Origin of the sequence: Hwanghaeella sp. LZ110 (assembly GCF_048892525.1) — a bacterium.
Lineage (GTDB): Bacteria > Pseudomonadota > Alphaproteobacteria > UBA8366 > Aestuariispiraceae > Pacificispira.
In genome coordinates this window covers 55,647-80,450 of the sequence record NZ_JBLZHT010000010.1, presented here as the reverse complement: position 1 = coordinate 80,450, position 24,804 = coordinate 55,647, and the positions used below count along the sequence as shown (strand labels likewise).

The 24,804-nt window shown below is 55.4% G+C and carries 25 protein-coding genes and 1 riboswitch; of the genes, 18 read left to right on the top strand and 7 right to left on the bottom strand.

The genetic code is table 11. The annotated features are described in order from the left end of the window. Positions 1 to 2: 2 nt before the first annotated feature. Entirely contained in the window at positions 3 to 1,754 is a 1,752-nt protein-coding gene (locus ACOSDM_RS17665) for a putative bifunctional diguanylate cyclase/phosphodiesterase (RefSeq protein WP_420725885.1), read from the bottom strand. A gap of 416 nt (positions 1,755 to 2,170) precedes the next feature. On the opposite strand from ACOSDM_RS17665, the gene ACOSDM_RS17660 reads away from it, so the two are divergent. Genes ACOSDM_RS17660 through ACOSDM_RS17640 form a run of 5 tightly spaced genes read left to right on the top strand, consistent with a single transcriptional unit; the run spans position 2,171 to position 8,759 of the window. Further along, positions 2,171 to 3,040, top strand: a complete 870-nt coding sequence (locus ACOSDM_RS17660; RefSeq protein ID WP_420725884.1) for an FAD binding domain-containing protein — start codon at positions 2,171 to 2,173, stop codon at positions 3,038 to 3,040. Then, positions 3,037 to 5,796, top strand: a complete 2,760-nt coding sequence (locus ACOSDM_RS17655; protein ID WP_420725883.1) for a molybdopterin-dependent oxidoreductase — start codon at positions 3,037 to 3,039, stop codon at positions 5,794 to 5,796. The genes ACOSDM_RS17660 and ACOSDM_RS17655 overlap by 4 nt, the downstream gene beginning before the upstream one ends. Next, entirely contained in the window at positions 5,789 to 7,312 is a 1,524-nt protein-coding gene (locus tag ACOSDM_RS17650; RefSeq protein WP_420725882.1) for a 6-hydroxynicotinate reductase, read from the top strand. Before ACOSDM_RS17655 ends, ACOSDM_RS17650 begins: the two co-directional genes overlap by 8 nt. Positions 7,313 to 7,314: 2 nt before the next feature. Further along, positions 7,315 to 8,175 (top strand): UPF0280 family protein, encoded by an 861-nt coding sequence (locus tag ACOSDM_RS17645; RefSeq protein WP_420725881.1) that lies wholly within the window; start codon positions 7,315 to 7,317, stop codon positions 8,173 to 8,175. Further along, a complete protein-coding gene (locus ACOSDM_RS17640; protein ID WP_420725880.1) occupies positions 8,172 to 8,759 on the top strand; it encodes an amino acid synthesis family protein in 588 nt (195 codons plus the stop codon). Before ACOSDM_RS17645 ends, ACOSDM_RS17640 begins: the two co-directional genes overlap by 4 nt. A gap of 57 nt (positions 8,760 to 8,816) precedes the next feature. On the opposite strand, the gene ACOSDM_RS17635 is transcribed toward ACOSDM_RS17640, so the two are convergent. After that, positions 8,817 to 9,152, bottom strand: coding sequence for a hypothetical protein (locus ACOSDM_RS17635; RefSeq protein WP_420725879.1), 336 nt, complete (start codon positions 9,150 to 9,152; stop codon positions 8,817 to 8,819). 192 nt (positions 9,153 to 9,344) lie between these two features. On the opposite strand from ACOSDM_RS17635, the gene ACOSDM_RS17630 reads away from it, so the two are divergent. Next, positions 9,345 to 10,457 (top strand): PA0069 family radical SAM protein, encoded by a 1,113-nt coding sequence (locus ACOSDM_RS17630; protein ID WP_420725878.1) that lies wholly within the window; start codon positions 9,345 to 9,347, stop codon positions 10,455 to 10,457. 22 nt (positions 10,458 to 10,479) lie between these two features. Here the strand turns inward: ACOSDM_RS17630 and ACOSDM_RS17625 are convergent, their stop codons facing one another. Then, positions 10,480 to 11,493 (bottom strand): DUF6925 family protein, encoded by a 1,014-nt coding sequence (locus tag ACOSDM_RS17625; RefSeq protein ID WP_420725877.1) that lies wholly within the window; start codon positions 11,491 to 11,493, stop codon positions 10,480 to 10,482. A gap of 125 nt (positions 11,494 to 11,618) precedes the next feature. Continuing rightward, positions 11,619 to 11,740: riboswitch (TPP riboswitch) on the top strand. A 99-nt stretch (positions 11,741 to 11,839) separates the two neighbouring features. Between ACOSDM_RS17625 and ACOSDM_RS17620 the strand changes: the two genes are divergently transcribed. The 8 genes from ACOSDM_RS17620 to ACOSDM_RS17585 all read left to right on the top strand — a co-directional run bounded on the left by ACOSDM_RS17620 (position 11,840) and on the right by ACOSDM_RS17585 (position 18,206). Next, the gene (locus tag ACOSDM_RS17620) at positions 11,840 to 12,607 is read left to right on the top strand and encodes a hydroxyethylthiazole kinase (RefSeq protein ID WP_420725876.1); all 768 of its coding nucleotides are present in this window, start codon (positions 11,840 to 11,842) and stop codon (positions 12,605 to 12,607) included. Continuing rightward, positions 12,604 to 13,275 (top strand): thiamine phosphate synthase, encoded by a 672-nt coding sequence (thiE, locus tag ACOSDM_RS17615; protein ID WP_420725875.1) that lies wholly within the window; start codon positions 12,604 to 12,606, stop codon positions 13,273 to 13,275. Before ACOSDM_RS17620 ends, thiE begins: the two co-directional genes overlap by 4 nt. Beyond that, entirely contained in the window at positions 13,272 to 14,096 is an 825-nt protein-coding gene (gene thiD / locus ACOSDM_RS17610; RefSeq protein WP_420725874.1) for a bifunctional hydroxymethylpyrimidine kinase/phosphomethylpyrimidine kinase, read from the top strand. The genes thiE and thiD overlap by 4 nt, the downstream gene beginning before the upstream one ends. Continuing rightward, on the top strand, positions 14,093 to 14,917 hold the full coding sequence (locus tag ACOSDM_RS17605) for an ABC transporter ATP-binding protein (RefSeq protein WP_420725873.1): 825 nt from the start codon (positions 14,093 to 14,095) through the stop codon (positions 14,915 to 14,917). Before thiD ends, ACOSDM_RS17605 begins: the two co-directional genes overlap by 4 nt. Further along, a complete protein-coding gene (locus tag ACOSDM_RS17600) occupies positions 14,914 to 15,678 on the top strand; it encodes an ABC transporter permease (protein ID WP_420725872.1) in 765 nt (254 codons plus the stop codon). The genes ACOSDM_RS17605 and ACOSDM_RS17600 overlap by 4 nt, the downstream gene beginning before the upstream one ends. 30 nt (positions 15,679 to 15,708) lie before the next feature. Further along, positions 15,709 to 16,680, top strand: coding sequence for an ABC transporter substrate-binding protein (locus ACOSDM_RS17595; RefSeq protein ID WP_420725871.1), 972 nt, complete (start codon positions 15,709 to 15,711; stop codon positions 16,678 to 16,680). Further along, complete coding sequence (gene tenA, locus ACOSDM_RS17590; protein WP_420725870.1) at positions 16,677 to 17,327, top strand: thiaminase II; 651 nt, start codon at positions 16,677 to 16,679, stop codon at positions 17,325 to 17,327. Before ACOSDM_RS17595 ends, tenA begins: the two co-directional genes overlap by 4 nt. Positions 17,328 to 17,396: 69 nt before the next feature. Next, positions 17,397 to 18,206, top strand: a complete 810-nt coding sequence (locus tag ACOSDM_RS17585; RefSeq protein WP_420725869.1) for a tetratricopeptide repeat protein — start codon at positions 17,397 to 17,399, stop codon at positions 18,204 to 18,206. Here ACOSDM_RS17585 and ACOSDM_RS17580 read toward each other — a convergent pair. Next, complete coding sequence (locus ACOSDM_RS17580; protein WP_420725868.1) at positions 18,181 to 18,501, bottom strand: hypothetical protein; 321 nt, start codon at positions 18,499 to 18,501, stop codon at positions 18,181 to 18,183. The two genes, ACOSDM_RS17585 and ACOSDM_RS17580, sit on opposite strands and share 26 nt — an antisense overlap. Positions 18,502 to 18,581: 80 nt before the next feature. Here ACOSDM_RS17580 and ACOSDM_RS17575 point away from each other — a divergent pair, with 80 nt between their 5' ends. Then, positions 18,582 to 19,391 carry a tetratricopeptide repeat protein gene (locus tag ACOSDM_RS17575; protein WP_420725867.1) on the top strand — a complete coding sequence of 270 codons (810 nt, stop codon included), beginning with the start codon at positions 18,582 to 18,584 and terminating at the stop codon, positions 19,389 to 19,391. Here the strand turns inward: ACOSDM_RS17575 and ACOSDM_RS17570 are convergent. Next, the gene (locus ACOSDM_RS17570; protein ID WP_420725866.1) at positions 19,369 to 21,057 is read right to left on the bottom strand and encodes a hypothetical protein; all 1,689 of its coding nucleotides are present in this window, start codon (positions 21,055 to 21,057) and stop codon (positions 19,369 to 19,371) included. The genes ACOSDM_RS17575 and ACOSDM_RS17570 overlap by 23 nt on opposite strands. On the opposite strand from ACOSDM_RS17570, the gene ACOSDM_RS17565 reads away from it, so the two are divergent. Then, positions 21,035 to 21,832 (top strand): tetratricopeptide repeat protein, encoded by a 798-nt coding sequence (locus tag ACOSDM_RS17565; RefSeq protein WP_420725865.1) that lies wholly within the window; start codon positions 21,035 to 21,037, stop codon positions 21,830 to 21,832. The genes ACOSDM_RS17570 and ACOSDM_RS17565 overlap by 23 nt on opposite strands. On the opposite strand, the gene ACOSDM_RS17560 is transcribed toward ACOSDM_RS17565, so the two are convergent. Beyond that, a complete protein-coding gene (locus tag ACOSDM_RS17560; RefSeq protein ID WP_420725864.1) occupies positions 21,819 to 22,457 on the bottom strand; it encodes a hypothetical protein in 639 nt (212 codons plus the stop codon). The genes ACOSDM_RS17565 and ACOSDM_RS17560 overlap by 14 nt on opposite strands. A gap of 54 nt (positions 22,458 to 22,511) precedes the next feature. Here ACOSDM_RS17560 and ACOSDM_RS17555 point away from each other — a divergent pair, with 54 nt between their 5' ends. After that, entirely contained in the window at positions 22,512 to 23,306 is a 795-nt protein-coding gene (locus ACOSDM_RS17555; RefSeq protein ID WP_420725863.1) for a tetratricopeptide repeat protein, read from the top strand. A 4-nt stretch (positions 23,307 to 23,310) separates the two neighbouring features. Here the strand turns inward: ACOSDM_RS17555 and ACOSDM_RS17550 are convergent, their stop codons facing one another. Then, positions 23,311 to 23,952, bottom strand: coding sequence for a hypothetical protein (locus ACOSDM_RS17550; protein ID WP_420725862.1), 642 nt, complete (start codon positions 23,950 to 23,952; stop codon positions 23,311 to 23,313). 87 nt (positions 23,953 to 24,039) lie between these two features. Here ACOSDM_RS17550 and ACOSDM_RS17545 point away from each other — a divergent pair, with 87 nt between their 5' ends. Then, complete coding sequence (locus tag ACOSDM_RS17545; protein ID WP_420725861.1) at positions 24,040 to 24,804, top strand: tetratricopeptide repeat protein; 765 nt, start codon at positions 24,040 to 24,042, stop codon at positions 24,802 to 24,804.

Here is a 24,804-nt window from a genome sequence, read left to right as displayed (position 1 = left end):
GCTTACTCGTTGCCAACCTTACGGACTTTTTTCTTCATCGTCAGAATATCGGCACTTTTCAGGGGTTTCTTTTTCGGTGCCTTCCGCCAGGCCGGATTGACTTCCGGGCGGCCAAAATACCAGCCCTGCAGGAAATTTGCGCCTTCATTTGTCAGGATGGCCGCTTCTTCCTCTGTTTCAATACACTCAGCGACCGTTTGCAGCCCAAATCCCTCTGCCAGCCCCAACAATGTGCGAATGAACATCTGATTTTCGCGGTTGGTCGCGACATCGGTGACAAAGGCGCCGTCGATTTTCACCACATCCACGGTCAGGGATTTCATGTGCCGGAAAGAGGTATAGCCGGAGCCAAAATCATCCAATGCCACCTTGCACCCCAGATCCCGAACCGAGCTAACGAAACGAGCGGTTACGTCAAAATCTTCCAGCGCGGCTGTTTCCGTGATTTCAATTGTCAGGCGCTTTGCAACGTCAGAACGGCCTTTGATCAGACTGACCAGGGTGCGCAGCCAGGCCGGGTCGGTCACGGTCAGGCTGGACACATTCACAGCCAATCGCACATCCGGGTATTCTCGCAGATCTGTGACAGCAAGCTCCAGGGCTCTAAGGTCCAGAGGGCGGATCATACCCAGCTTTTCAACAATTGGAATGAACTGTCCCGCAGTGATGATATCGCCAACTTCATCAATCATGCGGATCAATGTTTCGTAATAGCTGGTTTTCCGGGTTTGTGAGTCGACGACCGGTTGATAGGCCAGCACGATGCGCCCCTCGTCCAGGGCCTTCATGACTTTTTCACCCAGGGAAATATTGGTGCGCTGGCGCAGGCGTTGCTCTTCTGTGACCCGATAGGCTACAAAGCAGTTGCGGCCTTGCGCCTTGGCATCCGCCAGCGCGCTTTCCGCGCCGGTCATGGCGTCCAGTGCCGTGCGGATGAAACCGGGAATCTGGGACCCCCCAACTGAGACAGTGACATGCACGGGCCCGCTGGGCGTTTCGATGGGGCTTGATCGGAAGGAATCCAGAATTTTCTCTGCTGTAATCGTCAACCCGTTCTCATCACAATGGGAAAGGACGCAGCCAAAGCGATCCCCCCCGATGCGTCCGATCACATCGGTTACACGCAGACAGCGCTCAATCCGCTGTCCAACGCCGATGATGACCGCATCGGCGGCTTCATGCCCGTACCCGTCATTGATCATCGACAGTTTATCGATCCCAACAGCCAGATATCCACCGGAAACCTTGTAGCGTTCGTTATAGGACAAGGCGTTTTGCAAGGCTTCCCGCAGGCGGACTTTATTGAGGTGCCCTGTCAGGTCATCATAGTTGGCGCGGTGTTCCAACAGGCTTTCCTGCTGTTTTCGTCCTGTTACGACCCGCAAGGTGCCATACATGAAATGCGGCGTTCCAACGTCGTCATAGACGGCGCCGCCCCGATCGTGAACCCAGCAGAATGCGCCATCCTTACGGCGAATCCGATATTCACAGTCATAGGGCTTGGTGGTAGCAAAATGGCGATTGAGAACCTGTAAGCGCCGCGCCAGGTCTTCTGGATTCAGGCGTTCGCTGAAGGCTTCGCCACTTAATATGTCTGAAAATGTATCTGTGCCCAAAACAGGCTTTGGTTTGCCAATCCAGGCGATGCTGTCATCCTTCAGGTTCCAGCAATAGGCTAGGTCACCAGACGCCAGCAGCGCTTGGGCGGCGAGAGATTTTTCAAAGTTGATGGCGCTGTCCATTACAGAAGCCATTCCCCTAATGTCGCCTCATAGCGCAACAGTCTGCGCCCCGTCATCCAAGAGGAAAGCGGTTCCCCCCACTACTAATTCCATCTTGTTAGTGATCATGCTATCCTCGTTTATTTATTTTTACAATTGAAATCAACAGGTTGTTCTTGATGCTTCTTGTTGCATATTGTTACGAATAAATGACGCGGGCGTTCCTTTCTCTATTCAATTTTTACTTGTCGTATATGTTTTTACTGTGCCCATCATAGGGTCGCACAAATTTGCTAACGAAATTTTACCAGAATTTCCGGCGCGGGCTCTGATTTATGGAGCAACAAAATTCTTTGTTGCGAGCAATCATGAACCGGCGCACACTTCATACGTACACAAATGATTATAGAAATTTAACCATTTTGACATTTGTGGAATGGATGGGGTTGATGAGCATTGGAAATTATCACAGGCCGACGACGGTTTCACAGGCAATTGATTGCCTTCGGGAAGACCCGACACTGAACATTTTGGGCGGTGGAACCGATTTTTTCCCCGCCCGTGTCGCCCCGGCACCTGCTGTTTCTGTTCTGGATATCACTGGAATCGATGCATTGCGCGGAATTACGGAGGATGCGCAGGGTATCCGGATTGGCGCGACCACGACATGGTCTGATGTGAAGCGCGCAAATTTGCCATCCGCTTTTGATGCCCTGAAAGCAGCATCCGTTCAGGTTGGCGGGGTACAGATTCAGAATCGCGGGACCATGGCTGGCAATATATGCAATGCGTCCCCAGCAGCCGATGGCATTCCGCCGCTGCTGGCGCTGGACAGCCGGGTTGTCGTAGCAGGCCCGGCGGGGGAGCGGACTGTCATCTTGCAGGATTTTATCACCGGTTACCGCCAGACAGTGCTGCAGCCTTGTGAGATTGTGACGGGATTGACGATCCCAAAGCCAGACCCGACTGCACAAAGCGCGTTTCTGAAATTGGGGGCCAGGCATTATCTGGTGATTTCGATTGCAATGGTGGCTGGAATACTAGTCCCGACTTCTGACGGCAGGATCGCGTCAGTATCACTGGCCATTGGGGCATGTTCTGCCGTCGCGCAAAGATTATCAGAACTGGAGGCGGCGTTGGTGGGATTACCCCTGGATGTTGATTTCTCACAGATTGTGACGGCCGCCTATTTTTCGGATTTGCAGCCAATAGATGATGCCCGCGCCAGCGCCGCCTATCGGCGTGAGGCGGCGCAGATCCTTGTTGTGCGATTGTTAAACGCACTTGCCTTGAAATGTCGCATGGATGTCGCCGCATGAATGATATCACGATGACAGAGACACTGGACCTGACAATCAATGGGGTTGTCCATAAGATTGCCGGACCTCCGGGGCAACGGCTCAGCCGGGTGCTGCGGGATCAGTGTGGTGTTACGTCGGTTAAGGTTGGCTGTGACGCAGGCGATTGCGGGGCCTGTACGATCCTGCTGGACGATCAGCAGGTCTGCTCTTGCCTCGTGCCCGCAGGACAAGCTACCGGACAGAAAATCGAAACGGCCGCAGAGTCGAATGACCCGATGCTGGTGCGATTGCGGGCAGCGTTCGACCGGCACGGGGCGGCGCAATGTGGGATTTGTACGCCCGGTATGTTGATGGCAGCGATGGATCTGCTGCGCAATCAGCCCAGCCCGCCTAACCGGCAATCGGTGATGGATGCGCTGGGCGGCGTGCTGTGCCGCTGTACGGGCTATGTTAAAATTATCGATGCCGTACTGGATGTTACTGGTGGGGCGGATCCCGTTGAACCGATTGCAGGTCGTGCCGTTGGGGCACGCCTGTTGCGCCTGGACACAGCCCATAAGCTGGACGGGACCCAGCCCTATGGGGCCGATGGATGGCCCAGCGATTGCCTGTGGTTGCGGGTTGTTCGTTCGCCCCATGCCCATGCGACCTTCACGCTGGGGGATTTCGCGCCGGTTTATCAGGTGTGGCCTGGTTTGCATCGAATTCTGACAGCAGCGGATATTCCGGGGCGCAATGGTTATGGGATCTATCCTCATATCAAGGATCAGCCGGTTCTGGCGGACGGCAGGGTCTTGTATCGTGGCGATGCGGTGATTGCAGTGGTTGGGGATCGGGAAACGATTGAAGCCTTGCCGGATTCTGATCTGCCGATCGAATGGAACGTATTGCCGGCCGTTACCAGTATGGAAATGGCCTGCGACCCCGGTGCCGCAATATTGCATCCGGGCCAGGCAGAGAAAAATACGCTGATCCGAGGGCGCGTGTCCCGTGGGGATGCAGGTCCTGCGTTGTCGGGGGCTGCCGCACTTGCCAGTGGCGGCTTTAGAACCGCCTTTGTCGAACATGCCTATATCGAACCTGAGGCCGGTTATGCCAAACGGGTCGGTGATCGGATCGAGGTTTATGCCTCCACCCAGGCCCCCTATATGGACAAGGAAGAAGTGCGCGATGTTCTGGGTATTCCAGATGATGCCGTGCGCATCGTGCCGGTGACCTGTGGGGGTGGTTTTGGCGGCAAACTGGATGTTGGGGTACAGCCCATCATTGCGGTTGCGGCCTGGATATTGGGGCGGCCCGTTGGCACGGTCTATTCGCGTCCGGAATCGATGCGGGCCAGCACCAAACGTCATCCCGCTATTGTTCAGGCATCCCTGGCAGCAGAGGCAGATGGCACGTTGCGGTCGATGGTCTTCCACGCTGATTTTGATACCGGGGCCTATGCCTCCTGGGGACCGACAGTTGCCGGCCGGGTGCCGGTTCATGCCACGGGTCCCTATCGCATTCCCCATGTTTTGGCGACCAGCCGTGCCTTGCACAGCAACAATCCTCCATCGGGCGCCTTTCGGGGTTTTGGTGTGCCCCAGGCCGCTATCGCGACGGAAACACTGATGGATGATCTGGCCGCACAGCTGCATTTAGATCCCCTGCAAATTCGCCTTAAGAACGCAATTGGGCCGGGCGATACCACAGCCACCGGTCAGGTTTTGGGGGCGTCGGCCGGGTTGGTGCAGTGTCTAGAGGCGGTTGCGCCTGCCTGGCGTGACTGGCGCGCGGCGGCGGAAGGCTTCAACCAGACAACCAAGGGTCCCATTCGCCACGGCGTTGGCATTGGCTGTATGTGGTATGGCTGTGGCAATACGTCTATGTCCAATCCGTCTAAAATGCGGGTGACACTGGATCAAAAGGGGCGGTTCACCCTGTATAACGGGGCGGTGGATATTGGTCAGGGCAGCTATACGATTATGCCACAAATCTGTGCGGATGCGCTGGGTATCTCTGTTGATCTGTTGCACCAGGTGGTCGGGGATACAGATTTAACTCAGGATGCGGGAAAGACTTCCGCATCGCGTCAGACATTGGTTTCCGGGCGCGCAGCCCAGGCAGCTGGGGCAGCCTTGCGGACCGAAATACTGCGATATTGTAATGCCGGGCCTGAGGCGCAAATCTTTCCAGACGGATCCCAACTGATGATCGAAGAAAAGGATGGCAGCGTGCGCCATCTGGATCTGACATCTCTTCCTGCCGACCAGGCCGGAATGGTGCTGGAGGGACAGGGGACCTATGACCCGCCGACAACCGCGCTGGATGCGGATGGCCAGGGTATTCCCTATATCTCCTATGGCTATGCGGCACAGATTGCAGAAGTGGCTGTGGATATTGAACTGGGAACGGTCAAAGTCCTGCGCATGGTCGCGGCCCATGATGTCGGCACGGCGATTAATCCAATGCTGGTGGAGGGACAGATCCATGGCGGAATTGCGCAGGGGTTGGGCCTTGCCCTGATGGAGGAATATCTGCCGGGACGAACAGAAAATCTGCATGATTACCTTATTCCAACTTTTGGGGATATGCCGGAAATTGAGTGTATCCTGATTGAAGACGAAGACCCTGAAGGACCATTCGGGGCGAAGGGGATAGGGGAACCAGCGCTTATTCCAACCGCTCCGGCAATTCTGGGGGGGATACGCCACGCGACCGGCGCGCGTATGACTCAGGTACCTGCCTTGCCGCATCGTGTGTTAGCGGCGATCAAGGCTGCGCGAAATGACTGAAACCCGAATAGCACCTGCGGTCGAAGCCCAAGCCATAGATCCTTCCGATAAGGACGGGGATATCATTCGGTGTGATGCGTGTCCGGTACTATGCCGTATTCGTGACGGGCGCAGCGGCGCCTGTGATCGCTATGCCAATCACGGTGGAACGCTGGTCCGAACGGATCCCCTGGTTTTGATGAGCCAGACTGTTGCGTCGGAAGATGGTGCGCTTGTTCCATTTCTGTCAGGGGACGTGCCGTGGGATGGGAAATTGACCAGCCAGTCCCCGGTCTTTGTTTCGGGTATTGGGGCAACGACCACCTATCCAGACTATAAACCCGCCCCGTTTATCGTATCGGGGCAGTGGCAGGGCGTGGATACGGTCACTGTCGTGACAGAGGGCATATTCAGCTATTGTTCGGTTAAGGTGAAGATTGATACCGATCGTCATATCGGCCCGGAACAGGCCAGCGTTCTGTATAATGGAGAACCTGTTGGCCATGTGACGACGGCGGAATATGGATCCCAGATGCTATCCCTTGGCGGCGTGCGGCACTTGACCGGGGGGTCGAAAAAGGAAGGCGTCACCACATGTGAATCAATGCTTCAATTGTGTAATAAACAAGGTGTTGATTTTGAAATTGAGGGCGGTGCGCGGATAAATGTGCAGGCCGGGCGTGCCCCTGTTATCGACGGCAAACGGGAAGAACGTATGCGCGTTGGGTGCGGGTCGGCCACTATTGGGATTTTTGCCCAGCAATGGCATGGGCATGTCGACGAGGTGATCGTCGTGGATGACCATATCACCGGTGTTTTAAGCGAACATCAGGCGGGTGCTTATCTGGGGATGGAACCGGCGGGCATTCGTGTTCAGGGTCGAAAATCCACGCCCGGGCGGTATTTTAAGGTCGCGGAGCCTGGATCAGGATGGGGGGGGACGAATATCACTGACCCCCTGTCGATCATCCAAAAAATCGACCCAAAGAAAGCCTGGCCTGGATTGCGTCTGTTGCTGGTTAGTACGACCGGTGAAGATTCGCTGTATTGTGAATTGGATGAAGATCTGATGCCACAAATACACCCTATGCCCGCCCCCTTGCAGGTCGTGGTCGATCGTATCGCAGAAAATTGCGAACCCGCCCTATGCTCGGTCGTCTTTGTAGCAGGCGCGGGGGGCAGCTTGCGCGCGGGCGTTACGGAAAATCCTGTGCGGCTGACCCGGTCTGTACAGGACAGTCTGACCCGGGTCACTATGGGCGGTGCGCCTTGTTATGTCTGGCCCGGCGGTGGCATTACCGTGATGGTCGATGTCTTGCGCATGCCCGAAAACAGTTTCGGGTCGGTGCCCACGCCTGCTCTGGTAGCGCCCTTGGAATTCACATTGCCCTTGGCGGATTTTGAACGATTGGGCGGTCATATGGGCTCTATCACCACCCTGGAAGGTCTTGCGCGGTCCAGGACAGAGATGCGTATGGCACCATGGTCGCCTGAAAATCCCTGGCCTCTTTCCCCCATTCAGAAGCAGGAGGATTGACGATGCCAGGGCCTATCAGCGCGCGGTTGCCGGGAAATCGTCTGCATTTACAGCATGGCCCCATCGACCTGATCATTCAGGCCTTCGGGGAGGTTCAGGCGGTTGAAATGGCGTATCACGCGGCGGTCGATGTCTTTGTCGATGTGCTGCCAGGATTGGTGCAGGAGTTACCCCGACTGCGCCAATCGGGGGAGGGGCAGTTCAAAGGGGTTATCGCGCAGCGTATGGCCCGTGCCTGTCGGCCTTTTGCCCGCAGTCAGTTCATCACGCCGATGGCTGCCGTGGCGGGATCTGTCGCGGATCATATGCTTCACGCAATGGTGACAGTCGCCCCCTTAAAGCGCGCTTATGTCAATAATGGCGGTGATATTGCGCTTTATCTGGCACCCGGACAATCGATGGATATCGGGATTATCGACATAGTGCAGGCCCCCAAAGCGGTGGCGATGGCGCGTATTGACTCAACCAGCGCTGTGCGAGGTATCGCAACCAGCGGTCAGGGGGGGCGGTCCTTCTCTCTGGGGATTGCAGACTCTGTGACCGTTCTTGCCCATTCGGCAGCGACAGCGGATGCGGCGGCGACAATGATCGCCAATGCGGTAACCTGGGATCATCCGGCCATCTGCAGGCAGCCCGCCAATAGTTTGGATCCTGATAGTGACCTTGGGGATCGCCTGGTCACAACCGCTGTAGGGACATTGCCGCCGACTGTCTGCGCTGGGGCACTGGCGCATGGAACGACAGTGGCACAGCGTTACTATCAGGCAGGTTTGATTGAATCAGCCTATTTATCTCTACAGGGGCAAAGCCGCATCGTCGGCCCCTTGCCGCAATCAGAATTCCTTGAGGAGGTTTCCGCATGACCCCGACATTTCCGATCCGTAAACTGGTGACCCATCGTGAAGAAATCCGCCATGAATTTGGTCCTGTACCGGACCGCCCCCTGGTGGTTGCATGGGCTGCGGCCATTGTTGCCAATCCCTATGCGGGTGGCTATGTCGCAGATCTGGAAGCGGGGATGGAGGCCTTGAAGCCCATGGGCGACGAGATGGCCGATGCGTTGCGCCAGGCATTGGGTTGCCCGCCTGAAGCGGTGGAAGCCTATGGCAAAGGATCGCTTGTCGGGATGGATGGTGAATTGGAACACGGCGCGCTGTGGCATGTGCCGGGGGGATATGCCATGCGCCGCCTGCTGGGCTCAGCAAAGGCGATTGTCCCGTCCAGCAAGAAAATGGGTGTGCCGGGTACACAATTGGATGTGCCGCTGCACCATATCAACGCCGCCTATGTGCGCAGTCATTTTTCCACGGTCACGGTGTTTGTTCCCGATGCGCCGCGTGCCAGGGAGCTGATGTTCGTCATTGCTATGGCAGACGGTGGGCGCATTCATGCCCGCATGGGGGGACTGACCCAGGATCAGATCAGCGTTGGTGACGGTCAGCGCTAGCAAAAGTGCAGATGCTGTCGTCCCCTGGATTCCATCCGGGGGACGGCACTATGACTGTTAGATGATATCGTCTTCGTCGGTAACCAGATTGCTGAGCGCTGACAGGCTTTTGCGAAGCTTCTGGCGGGCCATCAGTTTCTTTTGGGCTTCAACTGGGAAATCCGTGAAGTTCAGAATATTTCGGCTGACCAGAACATCGATCAAATCTTCTGTGATACGCGCCATTTCGGTATCGGTCCGGTTCAGGCGGTCCATCATTGCGCCGGGGCTTGCGCCGCGCAGATAGCGGATCACTTCGGGATGATCATTGCCCAGGAATTCCTTGGCGTGGGGGGCGGGGCGGTCGCCAATCCCATTGATTTTTCCATCATCATCGCGTGATACATAGGGCATTCGGTGCGTCCTAACCGTGACTATCGTGCTGCAGTGATCAGTATAATTCAGCCTGTCGGATACTGTAAGAAGATGCGCAGTCACTCGCAACAGCTGTTGCCGCGTATTTCAGCGAAATTGTGTGTATGTAATTTAGAGAACATAATAGGAATTATATTTATTTGTTCCTGTTTTTACCCTATGATCCATGCTATGACGATATCATGGACAGAAGGTGATGACAGCATTTTGCCGGACCGCCCCATAAAGGGTCGCGGATCGGTATCCAATCGATCTGGCCGGTTTGAGGGGGAGCAACGGGCCCGCATCGATGATGGCTGGCTGCTGGAAGAGGATCTGGGCGACCGCCCGCGCCTGCGCACGCAATTGGGAATTGATGCCGCCCGCAGTGTGATTACCCGCAATACCAGCCCGGATGTGCCTTTTGATCGGTCCATCAATCCTTATAGGGGGTGTGAGCATGGATGCGTCTATTGTTTCGCCCGACCAACCCATGCCTATCTGGGGCTGTCGCCAGGTCTGGATTTTGAGACCAAGTTGTTCTGGAAACCTGACGTAGCCGCATTGCTGACCGCGGAACTGGCCAGACCCAAATATCGCTGTGGCCCCATTGCGTTTGGAACCAATACGGATCCCTATCAGCCGGTTGAACGGGAAACCTTTGCCATGCGGGGGCTGTTGCAGGTCCTGCGGGACTGCTCGCATCCCTTTTCGATTGTCACGAAGAATGCCCTGATTTGCCGGGACCTGGATTTGATCGCTCCGGCGGGGCAGGCCAATCAGGCGCGGGTCATGCTGTCGGTCACGACACTGGACCGGGGCCTTGCCAATAAGATGGAACCCAGGGCCAGCACGCCGGAGAAACGCCTGGAAGCAATCCGCAGGCTCTGTGACGCAGGGGTACCAACCGGTGTGCTGGTCGCGCCAATTATCCCGGCCGTCAATGATCACGAGATTGAGGAGATTGTGACCCGTGCTGCGGAGGCCGGGGCGACATCGGCAGGGCATGTGCTGTTACGCCTGCCGCTGGAAATTGAGGATTTGTTCAAGGAATGGCTGGCAACCCATATGCCAGACCGCGCAGAAAGGGTTTTGTCCCTGATCCGTCAAAGTCATGGGGGTCAATTGTATCGGTCAAATTTTGGCGAGCGGATGCGTGGTTCAGGCCCTTATGCGGATATGATCGCCACGCGGATGAAGTTGGCCCGTAAAAAGCTGGGCCTTGATCGCAGGACTTTGGCGATGATGGATTGCACGGCCTTTACGCCGCCGCAAAAGCCCAGTGCACAATTGTCCTTGCTTTGATTAGAACGTTATTAACAGGACTCTATTGGTTTTCAGGGGTTCTGGGTTCAAAGACGGATATCCATTGCATAATATGGGGATTGCTTGGGTCTTCGAAAGCCATCTGGCGCAAGGCAATGCGAATGGCGGTTCGCTGTGACCGGCTAAAGGAATTTCCGTCGGGCGGTGATGTTTTGGTATTGATACCAAGACGAGCCAATTTTTTGGCAGCGATCAGATCTGGCATGCCATAGCGGTGCAACAGTTTTTGAAACATTTCAAATCGATCACGATCCAAATGGGGGCGCGCATCTCCGCCTTTTGTCAGGATCGGGTTGGGTGGAAAAAGCTGAAAACAGGGGTGCAGGTCATCAGGCACGGGTACATTGGCGGAATGGGTTTGGCCGGCCGCCAGCAGGTCCGGCAGGATATGGGTGTGACAGCCTGCGCCGGTCTGACCTTCCGGGGCTGGAATTGGGGAATATACTTCGATCCGCCCCAACTGGCTTTCAAACACCCGGTTCGGGCTTTCCTGTATCAGAAGCGCGAAGGCATGGTGGCCGCGACCGCTTGGAGTCAGCAGCGCCTGGCCATCAAATTCTCTCAATTGCCTGATCAGGTCGGGATCGCTGATGCGCACCATGGCGGTCACGCATTCCAGGCCAAGACCCAGATCAAAAAGGATGCCGTCCTTATCTTGGTCACGCATGGCATCGCTGTCTGGACCCAATTCGGTCAAAGTCGTTCTTCGGTGTCGGGTGGCGCGCGCTTTGGGTAAACAGAAGTTACCGCCCTGCATCCAATAGGCCTGACGCTTGGACAGGATTTCGTAGGGGATAAATTGCGCGTCGCTGGTCAAGGCGATTCGCAAACCGCCACTTTGGGTTATCACCTCCCCCCCGCGATCCTGTGCTTCACTCTTGATGAAACCTGCATCAGCATGAAATTCAGCAATGGCGCCGAAGGATGCGATACTCCATGTCGACTCCGGATCAGCTAAGTATTGATGAATCAAGACCACAAGGTCGGATGGGGGCATGTCAGACTCATCGGGCATTCGGGCTTCTCCAAAGTATCAGGCGGTACACTATCAAAACAGTCATGCCGCAAAACAAGCGATATAAATGAACGCGCGCCGATCAGGGGCTTGACCAAAGGTGATGATGGCGTAGGGTTGGTGTTGAAATCTCCTCGGGGTGCTCAGGGTTCGCGCAAGCGGGTCTTAGGCTGAGAGGCGGGAAGCCCGCCGACCCGTGGAACCTGACCCGGTTCGGACCGGCGTAGGGAAGGGGATCGCAATTTTGGCTGCTCCAATATGCGGCCTTGCCTGTGCAAAATTCCCTTTTAACGCTGATATCCGTCCATTGTGGGTGGCTTGCGCCACTTTGGAGCGTTGCATAGACATGATGTCAGTATCAGATTTATCTGAATTCTCTTACAGTGTGCTGCAACAGATTGCAGAACAGAAGGTGCGGGTGCATTGCCTGACCAATACTGTTGCTGAGCCAATCACAGCCAATGTGTTGCTGTCGCTTGGCGCTGTTCCCAGCCTGTCATCAGATCCGGATGAAATACCGGACTTTCTGCGCACGGCCCAATCTTTGATGGTGAATTTGGGCACGCCCGGTACGGACCGCTTTCTGGCGCGCCGGATGGCTGCCAGTTCGGCAAACAATATGGGAATGCCCTGGGTTCTGGACCCGGTGATGGTGGACCGGTCTGGCATACGCCGGGCAGAGGCCATCCGTATGATTAAACTGAAACCGACCGTAGTGCGCTGTAACGCGGGTGAAGCGTCGACCCTGGCAGAAACCCTGGAAGAATTTTCAGGCATCCTGGCTGGGACCGGTGCGGTGGATCGCCTCCGGTCGCATGATTTTAAGGCCAGCCTAACTGTTGGCCATCCATTGCTGCCCAAGGTGACGGCGACAGGATGTGCCTTATCCGCTGTGGTCGCGGCCTTTCTGGCCTGCCATCGGGAGGATCGGTTCCAGGCAACCCTGGCTGCACTGGCAGCTTTTGGCGCGGCCGGCGCCTATGCCGGGGAACGTGCCCAGGGGCCCGGCAGTTTCGCTGTCGCCCTGTTGGATGCTTTCCCAAACCTGACCGCTGAGTTCATTGAACATAGTATCGAGGCGCTGCATGTAGAACGGGTGGAGCGCAGAGCATGAAGGCACTCTTGGATTTATCTCTCTATCTCATTGTTGGGCCTTCTCATGATACGGGTGACCGTATTTCATTGGTTCGGTCTGCTGTGGCAGGGGGCGTCAGTCTGGTGCAGTTGCGCGACAAGACATCCAGTACCCGCGAAATGATCGAACAGGCCCGTGCCTTGAAACAGGTTCTGGCCGGTACAGGCGTGCCCTTGTTGATCAATGATCGTGTTGATGTTGCCCTGGCTGCTGGTGCAGACGGTGTTCATGTTGGACGAGAGGATATCTCGGCCCAGGATGCGCGACGGATATTGGGTCCAAATCACATATTGGGGATTACGGTCAAATCACTCGATGAGGTGCGGGCAATCGATCCGGGCATCGTCGATTACGCATCTATCGGCGGGGTTTTTGAAACCGGCAGCAAACACAATCCAGATGCACCAATTGGTCTAACGGGCCTGCAAGACTGTGTCGCGGCCTTGACCGCAGGGGCACCTGGATTACCACGCTGCGCCATAGCAGGCATTGATGCGACCCGCGCAGAAACGGTGATGGCAACGGGTCTGGATGGGATTTGCGTGATCAGCGCCATAACCAAAGCCGCTGATCCGCACGCTGCCGCCGCCCAGTTGCGTGCAGTGGTCGACCGCGCCAAGCGTCTTCACGAAAGGGCCTTTGTATGACCAACAAAACCCCGATAGCCATGACCATTGCAGGGTCTGACAGTGGCGGTGGCGCAGGCATTCAGGCGGATTTGAAGACATTTTCAGCGATTGGTGTCTATGGCTGTTCTGTCATCGCGGCGCTGACGGCCCAGAACACCCGCGCGGTCACGGGGATTTTCCCAATCCCACCAGATTTCGTGCGCGCCCAAATGGACGCAGTGTTCAGTGATATCGCAGTAGATGCGGTAAAGATTGGCATGTTGGGTGATGCCGAATTAATCCGCGCGGTGCGCGACGGGTTGCAGACCTACAAGCCGCGCTGGATCGTGCTGGATCCGGTGATGGTCGCCAAAAGTGGTGATGCCCTATTAGCACCCGAAGCGGTGGCGACCCTGCTGTCGGACCTTATTCCCCTGGCCGATATTATCACACCCAATCTGCCGGAAGCGGCCGCTCTGTTGGGTTTTGACGGTGAAATAGAATCGCCTGATGCGATGGTATCAATTGCGGAACGTTTGCTGGCTTTGGGGCCAAAAGCGGTCCTGCTGAAGGGCGGACATATGGGCGGACAGGACTCCGCCGATCTGTTGGTCACAGCCGATGGCAGTACATGGTTACCCGGACGTCGAATTGAAACCCAAAACACCCATGGCACAGGCTGTACCTTATCCAGCGCCATCGCCGCACATCTGGCCTTGGCTAAGAATCTGGAAGAAGCGGCGAAATCCGCTAAGGCCTATATCTCCAACGCCATATTGGCGGCAGATCGACTGAAAATTGGCCAGGGGCACGGACCTGTTCACCATTTCCATGCGCAATGGGCGGAGCGGGGTCGATGACGATTGCCCTTGCGGCTGCACCGGAAGCGCAGGCCTCAATTGGGGTTGATGTGGCTGGCGCCGGCCTGTCCTTTGCCGGACGCCTGATCTTTCAGGATGTATCGCTGACTTTAAAGGCTGGGGAGTGGACTGCCTTGCTGGGCCCCAGTGGCGTCGGCAAGACCAGCCTGCTGCGGCTGATCGCGGGCCTGCCGGAAGATGGCGGCGTGACAATTGGCACAGTCCGGGCCAGCGATGGTCAGCCTTTGGCAGGGCGGATCGCCTATATGGCACAGCGTGACTTATTGCTGCCATGGTTGTCGATCATCGATAACGTATTAATCGGACACCGCTTGCGCCATCATCGAACCAGTGTTGAGGATCGCCAGAAAGCCCTGCACCTCTTGGATCAGGTTGGCTTGGCTGCGCGGGCCAAGGACAGGCCGTCGGCATTATCGGGTGGGATGCGCCAGCGGGTTGCCCTGGCGCGCACGCTGATGGAAGACCGCCCGCTTGTCTTGATGGATGAACCATTTTCAGCCCTGGATGCCGTGACGCGGTTTCGCTTACAGGAGACCGCCGCCCGGCTGTTATCGGGCCGGACTGTTCTGCTGGTGACGCATGATCCGTCGGAAGCCTTGCGCTTGGCGGATCGGATTGCCCTGTTGGCGGGACTGCCCGTTCAACTGACAGATGCGGGCCGCCTGCCCGATGTCGCCACACCCCGGCCACTGGATGCGCCTGGTATGGCAGAACGGGCGGCCGGACTGTTACAGCAATTGGCGCTTCAGGATGCGACCCGTCAGGACACACGTGCTCCTGTTGAGAAGGGGGTGGCATGACCCAAGCCCTGCGCCTTATCACAATCGCGCTTGGCCTGTTGCTGATATGGCAATGTGTCGTCTGGATCAGCGGTGTCCCAAAATTCATTCTGCCGGGCCCGATGCGGGTCGCAGAGTCATTGATAACCCATTGGACCCTTATCGCGCCCCATGCCGGAATTACGGCAATGGAAATTGTGTTGGGGTTGGTGTGTGGCACTGTTCTGGGCGGGGTTTCCGCCATCAGTCTGATCCTCTTTGCTCCTCTGAGACAATGGCTGATGCCCATCCTGATTGCCAGTCAGGCGTTACCGGTATTCGCGCTCGCGCCGCTGCTGACGTTGTGGTTTGGCTATGGCCTGATGTCCAAGGTCGCGATGGCCGTTCTGATCATATATTTCCCGGTCACGGCGGCATTTTACGACGGGCTGCGCCGAATTGATCCAGGTTGGCTGGACATGGCGCGGGTCATGGCGGGTCCCAATGGCCTGCCCCGCAGGTCGGTACTGCTGCGCATTCGCCTGCCCGCCGCCTTGCCCGCCTTTGGCTCTGGCCTGCGAGTGGCAACGGCAGTAGCCCCGATTGGCGCGGTGGTGGGGGAATGGGTCGGGTCTTCCGCCGGTCTGGGATATCTGATGCTGCACGCCAATGGGCGGATGCAGACCGACTTAATGTTCGCAGCACTGCTGGTACTGGCAGTCATGGCTCTTGGGCTCTATACCCTGGTCGACCATGGGCTGCGTCTGGTGACCAATTGGCAGTCAGAAAACGGCTATGCCTGACCTTCAATCTTCCATACGGAGACCTAGTTGATGAGAATACAAAAGATCAAAGTCGCTTCATTGGCGCTGCTTTGCATGCTTGCCGCCCTGTTGGCCCCGTCCCCCGGCCATGCCCAAGACAAGCTGGTCGTATTGTTGGATTGGTTTGTTAATCCAGATCATGCCGCCCTGATTATCGCCCGGGATAAGGGGTTTTTTGCCCAGTATGATCTGGATGTTGACTTGATTGCGCCCGCCGATCCCAATGACCCGCCCAAGCTGGTCGCGGCAAAGCAGGCGGATATCGCGGTTTCCTATCAGCCGCATTTGCATATGGCAGCGGATCAGGACTTGCCCCTGATGCGGGTTGGCACATTGATTTCCTCCCCCCTGAACAGCCTTGTCGTTCTGGCGGATGGACCCATTCAGACGCTGGCGGATTTAAAAGGAAAACGTATAGGATATACCGTTGGCGGTTTTGAAAGCGCCTTGTTGGGGGCAATGCTGCATCAGGCCGGATTGACAATGGATGATGTCACTCTGATCAATGTGAACTGGTCCTTGTCGCCCTCATTGATCGCGGGTCAGACCGATGCTGTCATTGGGGCGTTTCGAAATTTCGAACTCAATCAGATGGATCTGGAAGGATATCCTGGGCGGGCCTTTCTGCCGGAAGATCATGGTGTCCCCCTGTATGATGAATTGATCTTGTTGGCGCATCCTGACACGGTTGCAGCCGGGGACCCCAGACTGCCGCGTTTTCTCGCAGCCTTGCGGGATGCGACAGCCTTTATTCAAAGCAACCCGGAGGCGGCCTGGCAGATTTTTATTCAAGCCGACCCCTCGCTGGATGATGACCTGAACCAACGGGCCTGGCGTGACACCGTGCCTTTACTGGCGGCAGACCCCGTTGGCTTGGATCGAGAACGATATCAGGATTTCGCGGTGTTCATGAGGCAGGCGGGCCTGATCCAGACGGTACCACCACTGGACAGCTATGCGGTGCAGGTGTCGTTGCCATGACCTTCTTCAACGACCTTAAAGCCCAATGCTCCCCAGAGTGGCACGCCTATACCCATCATCCATTTGTGCAGGGGTTGGCCGATGGCAGCCTGCCAGAAGCGGCGTTCCGTCATTATCTGAAACAGGATTACCTGTTCCTGATTCAGTTTGCCCGCGCCTATGCCCTTGCGGGATATAAGGCGCGCTCCTTGGAGGATTTATACCGCGCGAAAGAAGGGATGCAGGCCATTCTGGATATCGAATTGGATCTGCACAGAAAATATTGCAAGAAATGGGGAATAACGCTTGCGGATCTGGAAAGGGAACCGGAAGAAACCCCGACCATGGCCTATACGCGGTATGTTCTGGAACGCGGAATGGCCGGAAATCTGCTGGATCTCTATGTAGCACTATCCCCCTGCATCCTGGGTTATGGCGAAATCGGCCTCGCTCATTCTCCCACCTCCCCGGATAACCCGTATGCCGATTGGATAAATATGTATTCCGGCATGAATTATCAAAAGGCATGCCGCGAGACGCGCTTGTATCTGGATGATTTGGCGGGGTCTGCGCTCAGCGTTTCCCGTCGCACGGAACTTGCAAAAACATTCTCTCAGGCGACGCGCCTTGAAATCGACTTCTGGCAGATGGGATTGGACGCAGCCTAAAAACGGCACGCCGCTGCCCGGCTCGACAGAATATTGCCTGCCCCTGAACACATAGTTTACTCTACAACTATGACGAGGCAGACGGCGATCATTTGGGTGTGGGTTTTTGTTCTGATCGCAGGGGCGGTCGGGGGCGGATTTGCGTGGTGGCGTCAGCAGGATGTGACACAGGCCTATGAGGCCGGACGGGCCTTGGCGGATTCGCAGAAATGGGAAGAGGTTCTGGTGCTGGCGCAGCCCTATGCCGAGCGAGATGATCCCCGCATCAACGGCCTGCTGGCCGATGCCTATATCAACGGCCCGGACTCCATTAAAGACATCGACGAAGGCCTGACCCTGCGCCGCCGCGCCACAGAGGCTGGAAACATGCGGGCGGCGTATTTCCTAGGGAAATGGATATTAGAGCATGAGCCGACAGAGGGGCAAGCGAAGGAGGGAATTGGCTTTATTCAAGCGGCCGCAGACTGTGGAATGCCAGCGGCGAATTACCATCTAGGGCTAATTTACGTCGATGGGAAATGGTTAAACGCGGACTACCAAAAATCCGTCGGATATTTCGAGCGTTCAGCATATTCTGGATTTAATGGAGCGGCATGGAACACTTACATTGTTTATAGTCTGCTCACCAAGAGCGGGTCCATTTCGCAAGGTTTAGGATATACTAAATCTATTCAATGGCTGTTGGTGTCGTCAAAAAATGGAGAAGAAAGAGCAAAGGCAATTGCAGCAGAAGTTCGGAAGAAAGCGGTTGCAAAGTTTGGTTCGCAAGGAGAACTGACCTATCTGGAGATCGCAAATGAGGCCGACCAAATCTTTTCGAGAATTCAGAATATGGACGGCCTCAAGTGCAATGTTACTGATCCGTTTTATGCGAATTAATAAGTGCATCCTTTGTTGTATTGGAAATGGCATTTTCACCCATGTACCGGATAATCGGATTCATCCCCGGCGCCGCAACATCAGCGATTTTACCGGTGAGTGCGCCGGCCTTGCTGCCCAGGAATTCTGAGAAGGTGTCAGAGAAGGCCTTGTGGGTTATTCGACGCATCAGGTTTTCATTGCGCGTGTCTGATAGGAATTGATGTCGGGCGACGGGATCGGTCAGGTCAATGGGGGTGCCGTCAGGACCTTTGGCCTGTTCCAGGATTGTGTCGACCTGTTTTGCCCACAACACTGTAATGGGTACGCTCTGAAAGCCTAACTATATGCGCTTTGAGAATTGCCAGCATTTGTGGGTGGCGTTATTCTACAACCATGAAGAGGCAGGCGGCGATCATCTGGGTGTGGGGGCTGGTCTTGATCGCAGGCGCGGTCGGGGGCGGCTTTGTGTGGTGGCGCCAGCAGGATGTGGCCCAGGCCTATGAGGCCGGACGGGCCGCCGCCGACGCGGATCGCTGGGAGGACGCGCTGACCCTGGCCCAGCCCTATGCTGATCGCGATGATCCCCGCATCAACGGCCTGCTGGCTGATGCCTATATCAATGGCCCGGCCTCTATCCAGAACATCGACAAAGGCCTAACCCTCCGCCGCCGTGCCGCGGAGGCTGGTGATATGCGGGCGGCGTATTTCCTAGGGAGGTGGATATTGGAGCATGAGCCGACAGAGGCGCAGGCGCAGGAAGCGATTGGGTTTCTGCAAAATGCTGCCGATTGTGGAATGCCAAGTGCGAACTATGACTTGGGTGTCCTCTTCGCGGACGGTGTTTTTATAGACATTGATATCCCGAAATCTATTCAACATTCTGAAGCTGCCGCACTCGCATCGTTTGAAAGTGCGGCTTGGAATGCAGCCATTGGGTACGCTCGTCTTGCGGGTCAGGATGAGAGTTTCCTTGAGAATGAATCAAATATAAAAATGTTGTATTGGTTTTTTTGGGAGGCCAAAAATGGAAATCCAGAAGCTCAGCGTATTTTAGAAGTAATCGAAGATAGAACAATTGATAAATTTAACGAATACGGAGAGTTGTGGATACAAGAGTTTCACAGAATGGCAGTTCGCTGGGTAAAGAAAATTCACCCAGCGAATGCCTTTACTTGCAATACTATTTATCAGGGCGCTTGGTGAGCCCTTCAAAGGCCTTTTGGGATGAATTGCTTGCGCCCGTTTCTAACCCAAATTTTATTATCTCACTAATCTCCGGCTTAATCACCTTCGCGATGGTTCCGGAGAAGGCCCCAATTCTATCGCCTAGCAAGGTGGCCAGGGCGTTCATGCTGGCGGCCTGGGCGGCCTTTTTTCTAATGTCCGGGTTTTCCGCCAGTACTCTTTGACGAACCGCAACATTTGACAGGTCCAGAATGGAGCCATCCGGGTTCTTCACAGATTGCAGGGTTTTTGTATAGCTGTCCTGGATAGAGGTTCGATACGCATTAAACACATCTGCCGCCGTGACGCTGCCCGAGGCCGCAACCCCGGCTCCAATCCCAGTAATCTCTGCCGTTGCGGCAGACCGACCAGAAGCCATAAGTCCCCGTTTTAAGATGCCTCCCAAAAACTTCCCTGCAACGCCCCCGCCAACAAGCAGTGACGCGTCAATCAGCATTTCATTTCTTTGCTGTCCCGCCGATTCTGCAGCCTTAAACTTGGTTTCCATTCCAAGCGCGGAATCTGGATAGGGAAGATTAATGAAATCTCCAAACTCATCGACTCGCCGCTGAAACTCTACAAGTCCGTCGTTCAGATTTTTTCCCAGTTGCTCCGACTTTTGAGTATGGGTGATATCCTTTACGGTATTCGCCTCGTGTTCCTGAATCTGTCCTATTGTTTTTAGGACAGAAATCGCTGCCTCATCCATCGTTTCGACTGTCTGACCACGGTCTTTGATGTATTTTGGTATGCCCCCTTCGTAACTTCTGGCGATGCTGTCTAAGACTTTTTTGTTCTGCTCATATTTCGCTTGGAAGGATGGGTCTTTCAGCTGGTGATGGATGCGTTCGAAGCTATCGGCGGAGAAATCTTTGGCATCTTTTGATATAGTCGTTTGATGTGACTTCAGCATGTAGTCTATATTTTCTTGGATATCTGGGGCATATGGGTAGGTCTCCCCAACCTTCCGCATAATTTCTTCCGCTTCACCTGGTTTCAGAATTTTGTTGTCCCTGATTCGCGCCAGAACATCTGACATGACCTGGTCGCGGTGTTGCGTTGCTTTCACGTCATTTTCTGTGACGGGCATGGAGACATCCCCGATTGTGGCCGGGGTACCGTCGGCGGTTCGGACCAGGTCTCGGGAATTGGCGTCATACAGATAGGCGTCGCCGGTATGCGGGTTGCGTTGTACGTCATAGCGTTCCAGTGCGGAATCCGATTCCGGTGTCGTGGAAGAGCCGGAGCTCTGTGTCGGCTCGGGCGCTTCGGAACCGGTGGAGGCTGACTGAGCCGCAACTGGACCAGCGGTAGATTGGCCCTCTGCTGGGATTGGTCGCGTTTCCTGACTGCTGTGTGGGCGGGTCGCACCCTTGGTATCTGGATGCGGGTTTGGCGTCGCTTGAGACGGGCGTGTATCCTGAGATGGGCGCTGATCCCAGCCCAGGGCTTTCTTTGCCTGGGTCATGAAGTCTTGATGCGCCGCTTCCCGGCGGTGGGCTGGCAGGTTCTGCCACGGTTGATCAGAGATATCCTGGAATTCCGCCTTGAACTGGACCGGGTCGATATCCTGTGCATCTTTCAGGATTGTCAGAAATTGGTTGCGACCATACTCTACAACCATGACGAGGTGGGCGGCGATCATCTGGGTGTGGGGGCTTGTCCTGATCGCGGGCGCGGTCGGGGGTGGTTTTGCGTGGTGGCGTCAGCAGGATCTGACGCAAGCCTATGAGGCCGGGCGGGCTGCCGCCGATGCAGATCGCTGGGAGGAGGCTCTGGCCCTGGCCCAGCCCTATGCTGACCGAGACGATCCCCGCATCAACGGCTTGCTGGCCGATGCCTATACCAACGGTCCAGACAGCATCCAGGACATCGACAAAGGCCTAACCCTCCGCCGCCGCGCCGCAGAGGCTGGCGATATGCGGGCAGCGTATTTCCTGGGTAAATGGATATTGGAGAACGAGCCGAACGAGGCGCAGACGCAGGAGGCGATTGGCTATCTCCATGAGGCCGCAGATTGTGGGATGCCCATGGCGAACTATGAACTAGGCATTTTTTATGTGGAAGGTTTCTATGTCGATAAGGATCTTCAGAAGGCTGTTGAACATACTGAGTCGGCTGCATTCGCGGGAGTGCAGAATGCCTATTGGAATTCCTATGTAATTCGAAGTCGCATTGCAAAGAGCGAAGGTGATCTCCACGGTGAGTCCGCTAAAATAGGTTCAAATTGGCTCATGATTGCCGCAATAAATGGCAATGCTGAAGCAAAGAATATTGAGACTGAAATACGTGATTATATGATCTCATATGATAATGAGAATGGAGCAGCAGCGTTTAATGATCTGAAAAAGAAAGCCATCCAGTGGGCCGAACGTATCTCTCCACTGGATAGCTTTCGGTGTTCTTCTACTTTTCAATAGAATTTAGAGTGTGTTTACTTCCGCTTTGAACAAGAGCTTCCAAGCCTATTTTTGTTATCTCACTCATCTCCGGTTTAATCACCTTCGCGATGGTTCCGGAGAAGGCCCCAAGTCTATCACCCAGCAAGGTGGCGAGGGCATTCATGCTGGCGGTTTGGGCCGCCTGTTTTCTGAGGTCCGGGTTTTCTGCCAGTATTTTCTGGCGGACCTTACTGTTCGACAGGTCCGGAAGGGTGCCGTCCGGGTTCTTTACGGACTGCAACACTTTCGTATAGCTGTCCTGGATGGAAGACCGATAGGCGGTCACGACATCTGCAGCGGTTGCAGCACCAGAGGCGAGTAGGCCCGCTCCTATTCCACCAATTTCCGCCGTTGCCGCAGATCGTCCCGCCCCGGAAAGAAGCCGCCCCGCCGCGCGGGTGGCAAGCGACCCCGCACCGAAACCGGCTCCGGTGAGGACAAGGTCTTGCAACAGGTCCTGTCTCCGCTGCCCGGCGGTCTCCGCCGCCCTAAACTCATTTTCCATCCCAAGTGCCGCGTCGGGATGGGGCAGATTCAGGAACTCTCCTAATTCATCCACGCGAGGGACGAGTTCGTCCCAGCTTTCTTTCAGACGCTTCTCCAATTGCGCCGATTTTTGGGAATTGCCAGGACCCAGAATGGGTCGTATTTTACAACCATGACGAGGCAGACGACGATCATCTGGGTGTGGATTTTTGTCCTGATCGCAGGCGCGGTCGGGGGCAGCTTTGTGTGGTGGCGTCAGCAGGATGTGGCGCAGGCCTATGAGGCTGGGCGGGCTGCCGCCGATGCAGATCGGTGGGAGGAGGCTCTGGCTCTGGCCCAGCCCTATGCTGACCGAGACGATCCCCGCATCAACGGTTTGCTGGCCGATGCCTATATCAACGGTCCAGACAGCATCCAAGACATCGACAAAGGCCTAACCCTCCGCCGCCGTGCCGCAGAGGCAGGCGATATGCGGGCGGCGTATTTCCTGGGGAAATGGATATTAGAGAATGAGCCGACCGACGCGCAGGCGCAGGAGGCGATTGGCTATATCCAAGAGGCCGCAAATTGCGGGATGCCATTGGCGAACTATGAATTAGGGCTTGAATATGCTAAGGGAGAAAGGGTTCCATTGGATTATGTCCACGCACTCCAACTACTTGAGGCCGCTGCTTTCGCAGGAGTCACTGAAGCATATATTGAAGCTGGTATTGTTAATGCTCAAGAAATAAGCAAATCTGGCAGGGATATTGATTATGCAGCCAAGATAAAAACTTCATACTGGATATTCATTGCTGCACGAAGCGGCAATGAAGAAGCTTCGAAAATTTTGGAAGGAACACGAACTGCGATGCGTGAGCAAAAAGGAGATGAGTATGCTGCAAGCCAGATTTCGATTTTAGAACGTGAGGCGAGCCTATGGGCCAAAAAAATTAGCCCACAAGCTCGCCTCAAATGTCTCCACTAATCGCTTAGTCTTTTGATGAGCGATTTAGGGATTGTTCCAGTGATCTGCTAAAGATTTCATTTACACCGAACTCTCCAAAATTGCCTATCTCCGGCTTAATCACCCTTGCGATTGTGCCGGAGAGGGCACCAAGTCTGTCGCCCAGCAAGGTGGCGAGAGCTTTCATGCTGGCGGTTTGGGCCGCCTGTTTTCTGAGGTCCGGGTTTTCTGCCAGTATTTTCTGGCGGACCTTACTGTTCGACAGGTCCGGAAGGGTGCCGTCCGGGTTCTTTACGGACTGCAACACTTTCGTATAGCTGTCCTGGATGGAAGACCGATAGGCGGTCACGACATCTGCAGCGGTTGCAGCACCAGAGGCGAGTAGGCCCGCTCCTATTCCACCAATTTCCGCCGTTGCCGCAGATCGTCCCGCCCCCGAAAGAAGCCGCCCCGCCGCGCGGGTGGCAAGCGACCCCGCACCGAAACCGGCTCCGGTGAGGACAAGGTCTTGCAACAGGTCCTGTCTCCGTTGCCCGGCGGTCTCCGCCGCCTTAAACTCATTTTCCATCCCAAGTGCCGCGTCGGGATGGGGCAGATTCAGGAACTCTCCTAATTCATCCACGCGAGGGACGAGTTCGTCCCAGCTTTCTTTCAGACGCTTTTCCAATTGTGCCGATTTTTGGGAATTGCCAGGACCCAGAATGGGTCGTATTTTACAACCATGAAGAGGCAGAGGGCGATCATCTGGGTTTGCGTGTTTGTCCTGATCGCAGGTGCGGTCGGGGGTCGCTTTGCTTGGTGGCGTCAGCAGGATGTGACGCAGGCCTATGAGGCCGGACAGGCCTTGGCGGATTCGCAGAAATGGGAAGAGGCTCTGGCTTTGGCTCAGCCCTATGCCGGTCGAGATGATCCCCGCATCAACGGCCTACTGGCCGATGCCTATATCAACGGGCCAGACAGCATCCAAGACATCGACAAAGGTCTAATCCTCCGCCGCCGCGCCGCAGAGGCAGGCGATATGCGGGCTGCCTATTTCATGGGAAGGTGGATATTGAAGCATGAGCCGACAGAGGCGCAGGCCAAGGAGGCGGTTGTTTTTCTGCAAGAGGCTGCGGATTGCGGCATGCCAATGGCGAATTATCTTATGGGAGCGTTATATAGCAAAGGGGAATATGTTAAGAGAAACTATCCACTATCTATAAGATACTCAGAGCGAGCTGCATTCGCTGGAGTCTATAAAGCGGCGTCAAATGCTGCAATTGCTTATGGGAGATATTACCAAGAGACTAATCCCGCGGCTGAGGAACGAGAAAAAGCCATGCTGTATTGGATTTTCATAGCATCTAAAAATGGCCTGACTGACGCAAAAGATGTCCTCGATGAATTTTTGAAGGAGGTAAATGAAAATGAACAAGGCGAAATTTTGAAAATGTTCAAGGATTTAGAACGAGAGTCCATCGAGTTTTCAAAAAGAATTAAAAACCTCGATGGACTCTCATGTTCCAAGCTAGGATCTTAG

Coding starts and splice junctions, on each gene's coding strand:
- ACOSDM_RS17665 (WP_420725885.1), bottom strand. CDS start 1,754: ATGGCTTCTGTAATGGACAGCGCCATCAACTTTGAAAAATCTCTCGCC.
- ACOSDM_RS17660 (WP_420725884.1), top strand. CDS start 2,171: ATGAGCATTGGAAATTATCACAGGCCGACGACGGTTTCACAGGCAATT.
- ACOSDM_RS17655 (WP_420725883.1), top strand. CDS start 3,037: ATGAATGATATCACGATGACAGAGACACTGGACCTGACAATCAATGGG.
- ACOSDM_RS17650 (WP_420725882.1), top strand. CDS start 5,789: ATGACTGAAACCCGAATAGCACCTGCGGTCGAAGCCCAAGCCATAGAT.
- ACOSDM_RS17645 (WP_420725881.1), top strand. CDS start 7,315: ATGCCAGGGCCTATCAGCGCGCGGTTGCCGGGAAATCGTCTGCATTTA.
- ACOSDM_RS17640 (WP_420725880.1), top strand. CDS start 8,172: ATGACCCCGACATTTCCGATCCGTAAACTGGTGACCCATCGTGAAGAA.
- ACOSDM_RS17635 (WP_420725879.1), bottom strand. CDS start 9,152: ATGCCCTATGTATCACGCGATGATGATGGAAAAATCAATGGGATTGGC.
- ACOSDM_RS17630 (WP_420725878.1), top strand. CDS start 9,345: ATGACGATATCATGGACAGAAGGTGATGACAGCATTTTGCCGGACCGC.
- ACOSDM_RS17625 (WP_420725877.1), bottom strand. CDS start 11,493: ATGCCCGATGAGTCTGACATGCCCCCATCCGACCTTGTGGTCTTGATT.
- ACOSDM_RS17620 (WP_420725876.1), top strand. CDS start 11,840: ATGATGTCAGTATCAGATTTATCTGAATTCTCTTACAGTGTGCTGCAA.
- thiE (WP_420725875.1), top strand. CDS start 12,604: ATGAAGGCACTCTTGGATTTATCTCTCTATCTCATTGTTGGGCCTTCT.
- thiD (WP_420725874.1), top strand. CDS start 13,272: ATGACCAACAAAACCCCGATAGCCATGACCATTGCAGGGTCTGACAGT.
- ACOSDM_RS17605 (WP_420725873.1), top strand. CDS start 14,093: ATGACGATTGCCCTTGCGGCTGCACCGGAAGCGCAGGCCTCAATTGGG.
- ACOSDM_RS17600 (WP_420725872.1), top strand. CDS start 14,914: ATGACCCAAGCCCTGCGCCTTATCACAATCGCGCTTGGCCTGTTGCTG.
- ACOSDM_RS17595 (WP_420725871.1), top strand. CDS start 15,709: ATGAGAATACAAAAGATCAAAGTCGCTTCATTGGCGCTGCTTTGCATG.
- tenA (WP_420725870.1), top strand. CDS start 16,677: ATGACCTTCTTCAACGACCTTAAAGCCCAATGCTCCCCAGAGTGGCAC.
- ACOSDM_RS17585 (WP_420725869.1), top strand. CDS start 17,397: ATGACGAGGCAGACGGCGATCATTTGGGTGTGGGTTTTTGTTCTGATC.
- ACOSDM_RS17575 (WP_420725867.1), top strand. CDS start 18,582: ATGAAGAGGCAGGCGGCGATCATCTGGGTGTGGGGGCTGGTCTTGATC.
- ACOSDM_RS17565 (WP_420725865.1), top strand. CDS start 21,035: ATGACGAGGTGGGCGGCGATCATCTGGGTGTGGGGGCTTGTCCTGATC.
- ACOSDM_RS17570 (WP_420725866.1), bottom strand. CDS start 21,057: ATGATCGCCGCCCACCTCGTCATGGTTGTAGAGTATGGTCGCAACCAA.
- ACOSDM_RS17555 (WP_420725863.1), top strand. CDS start 22,512: ATGACGAGGCAGACGACGATCATCTGGGTGTGGATTTTTGTCCTGATC.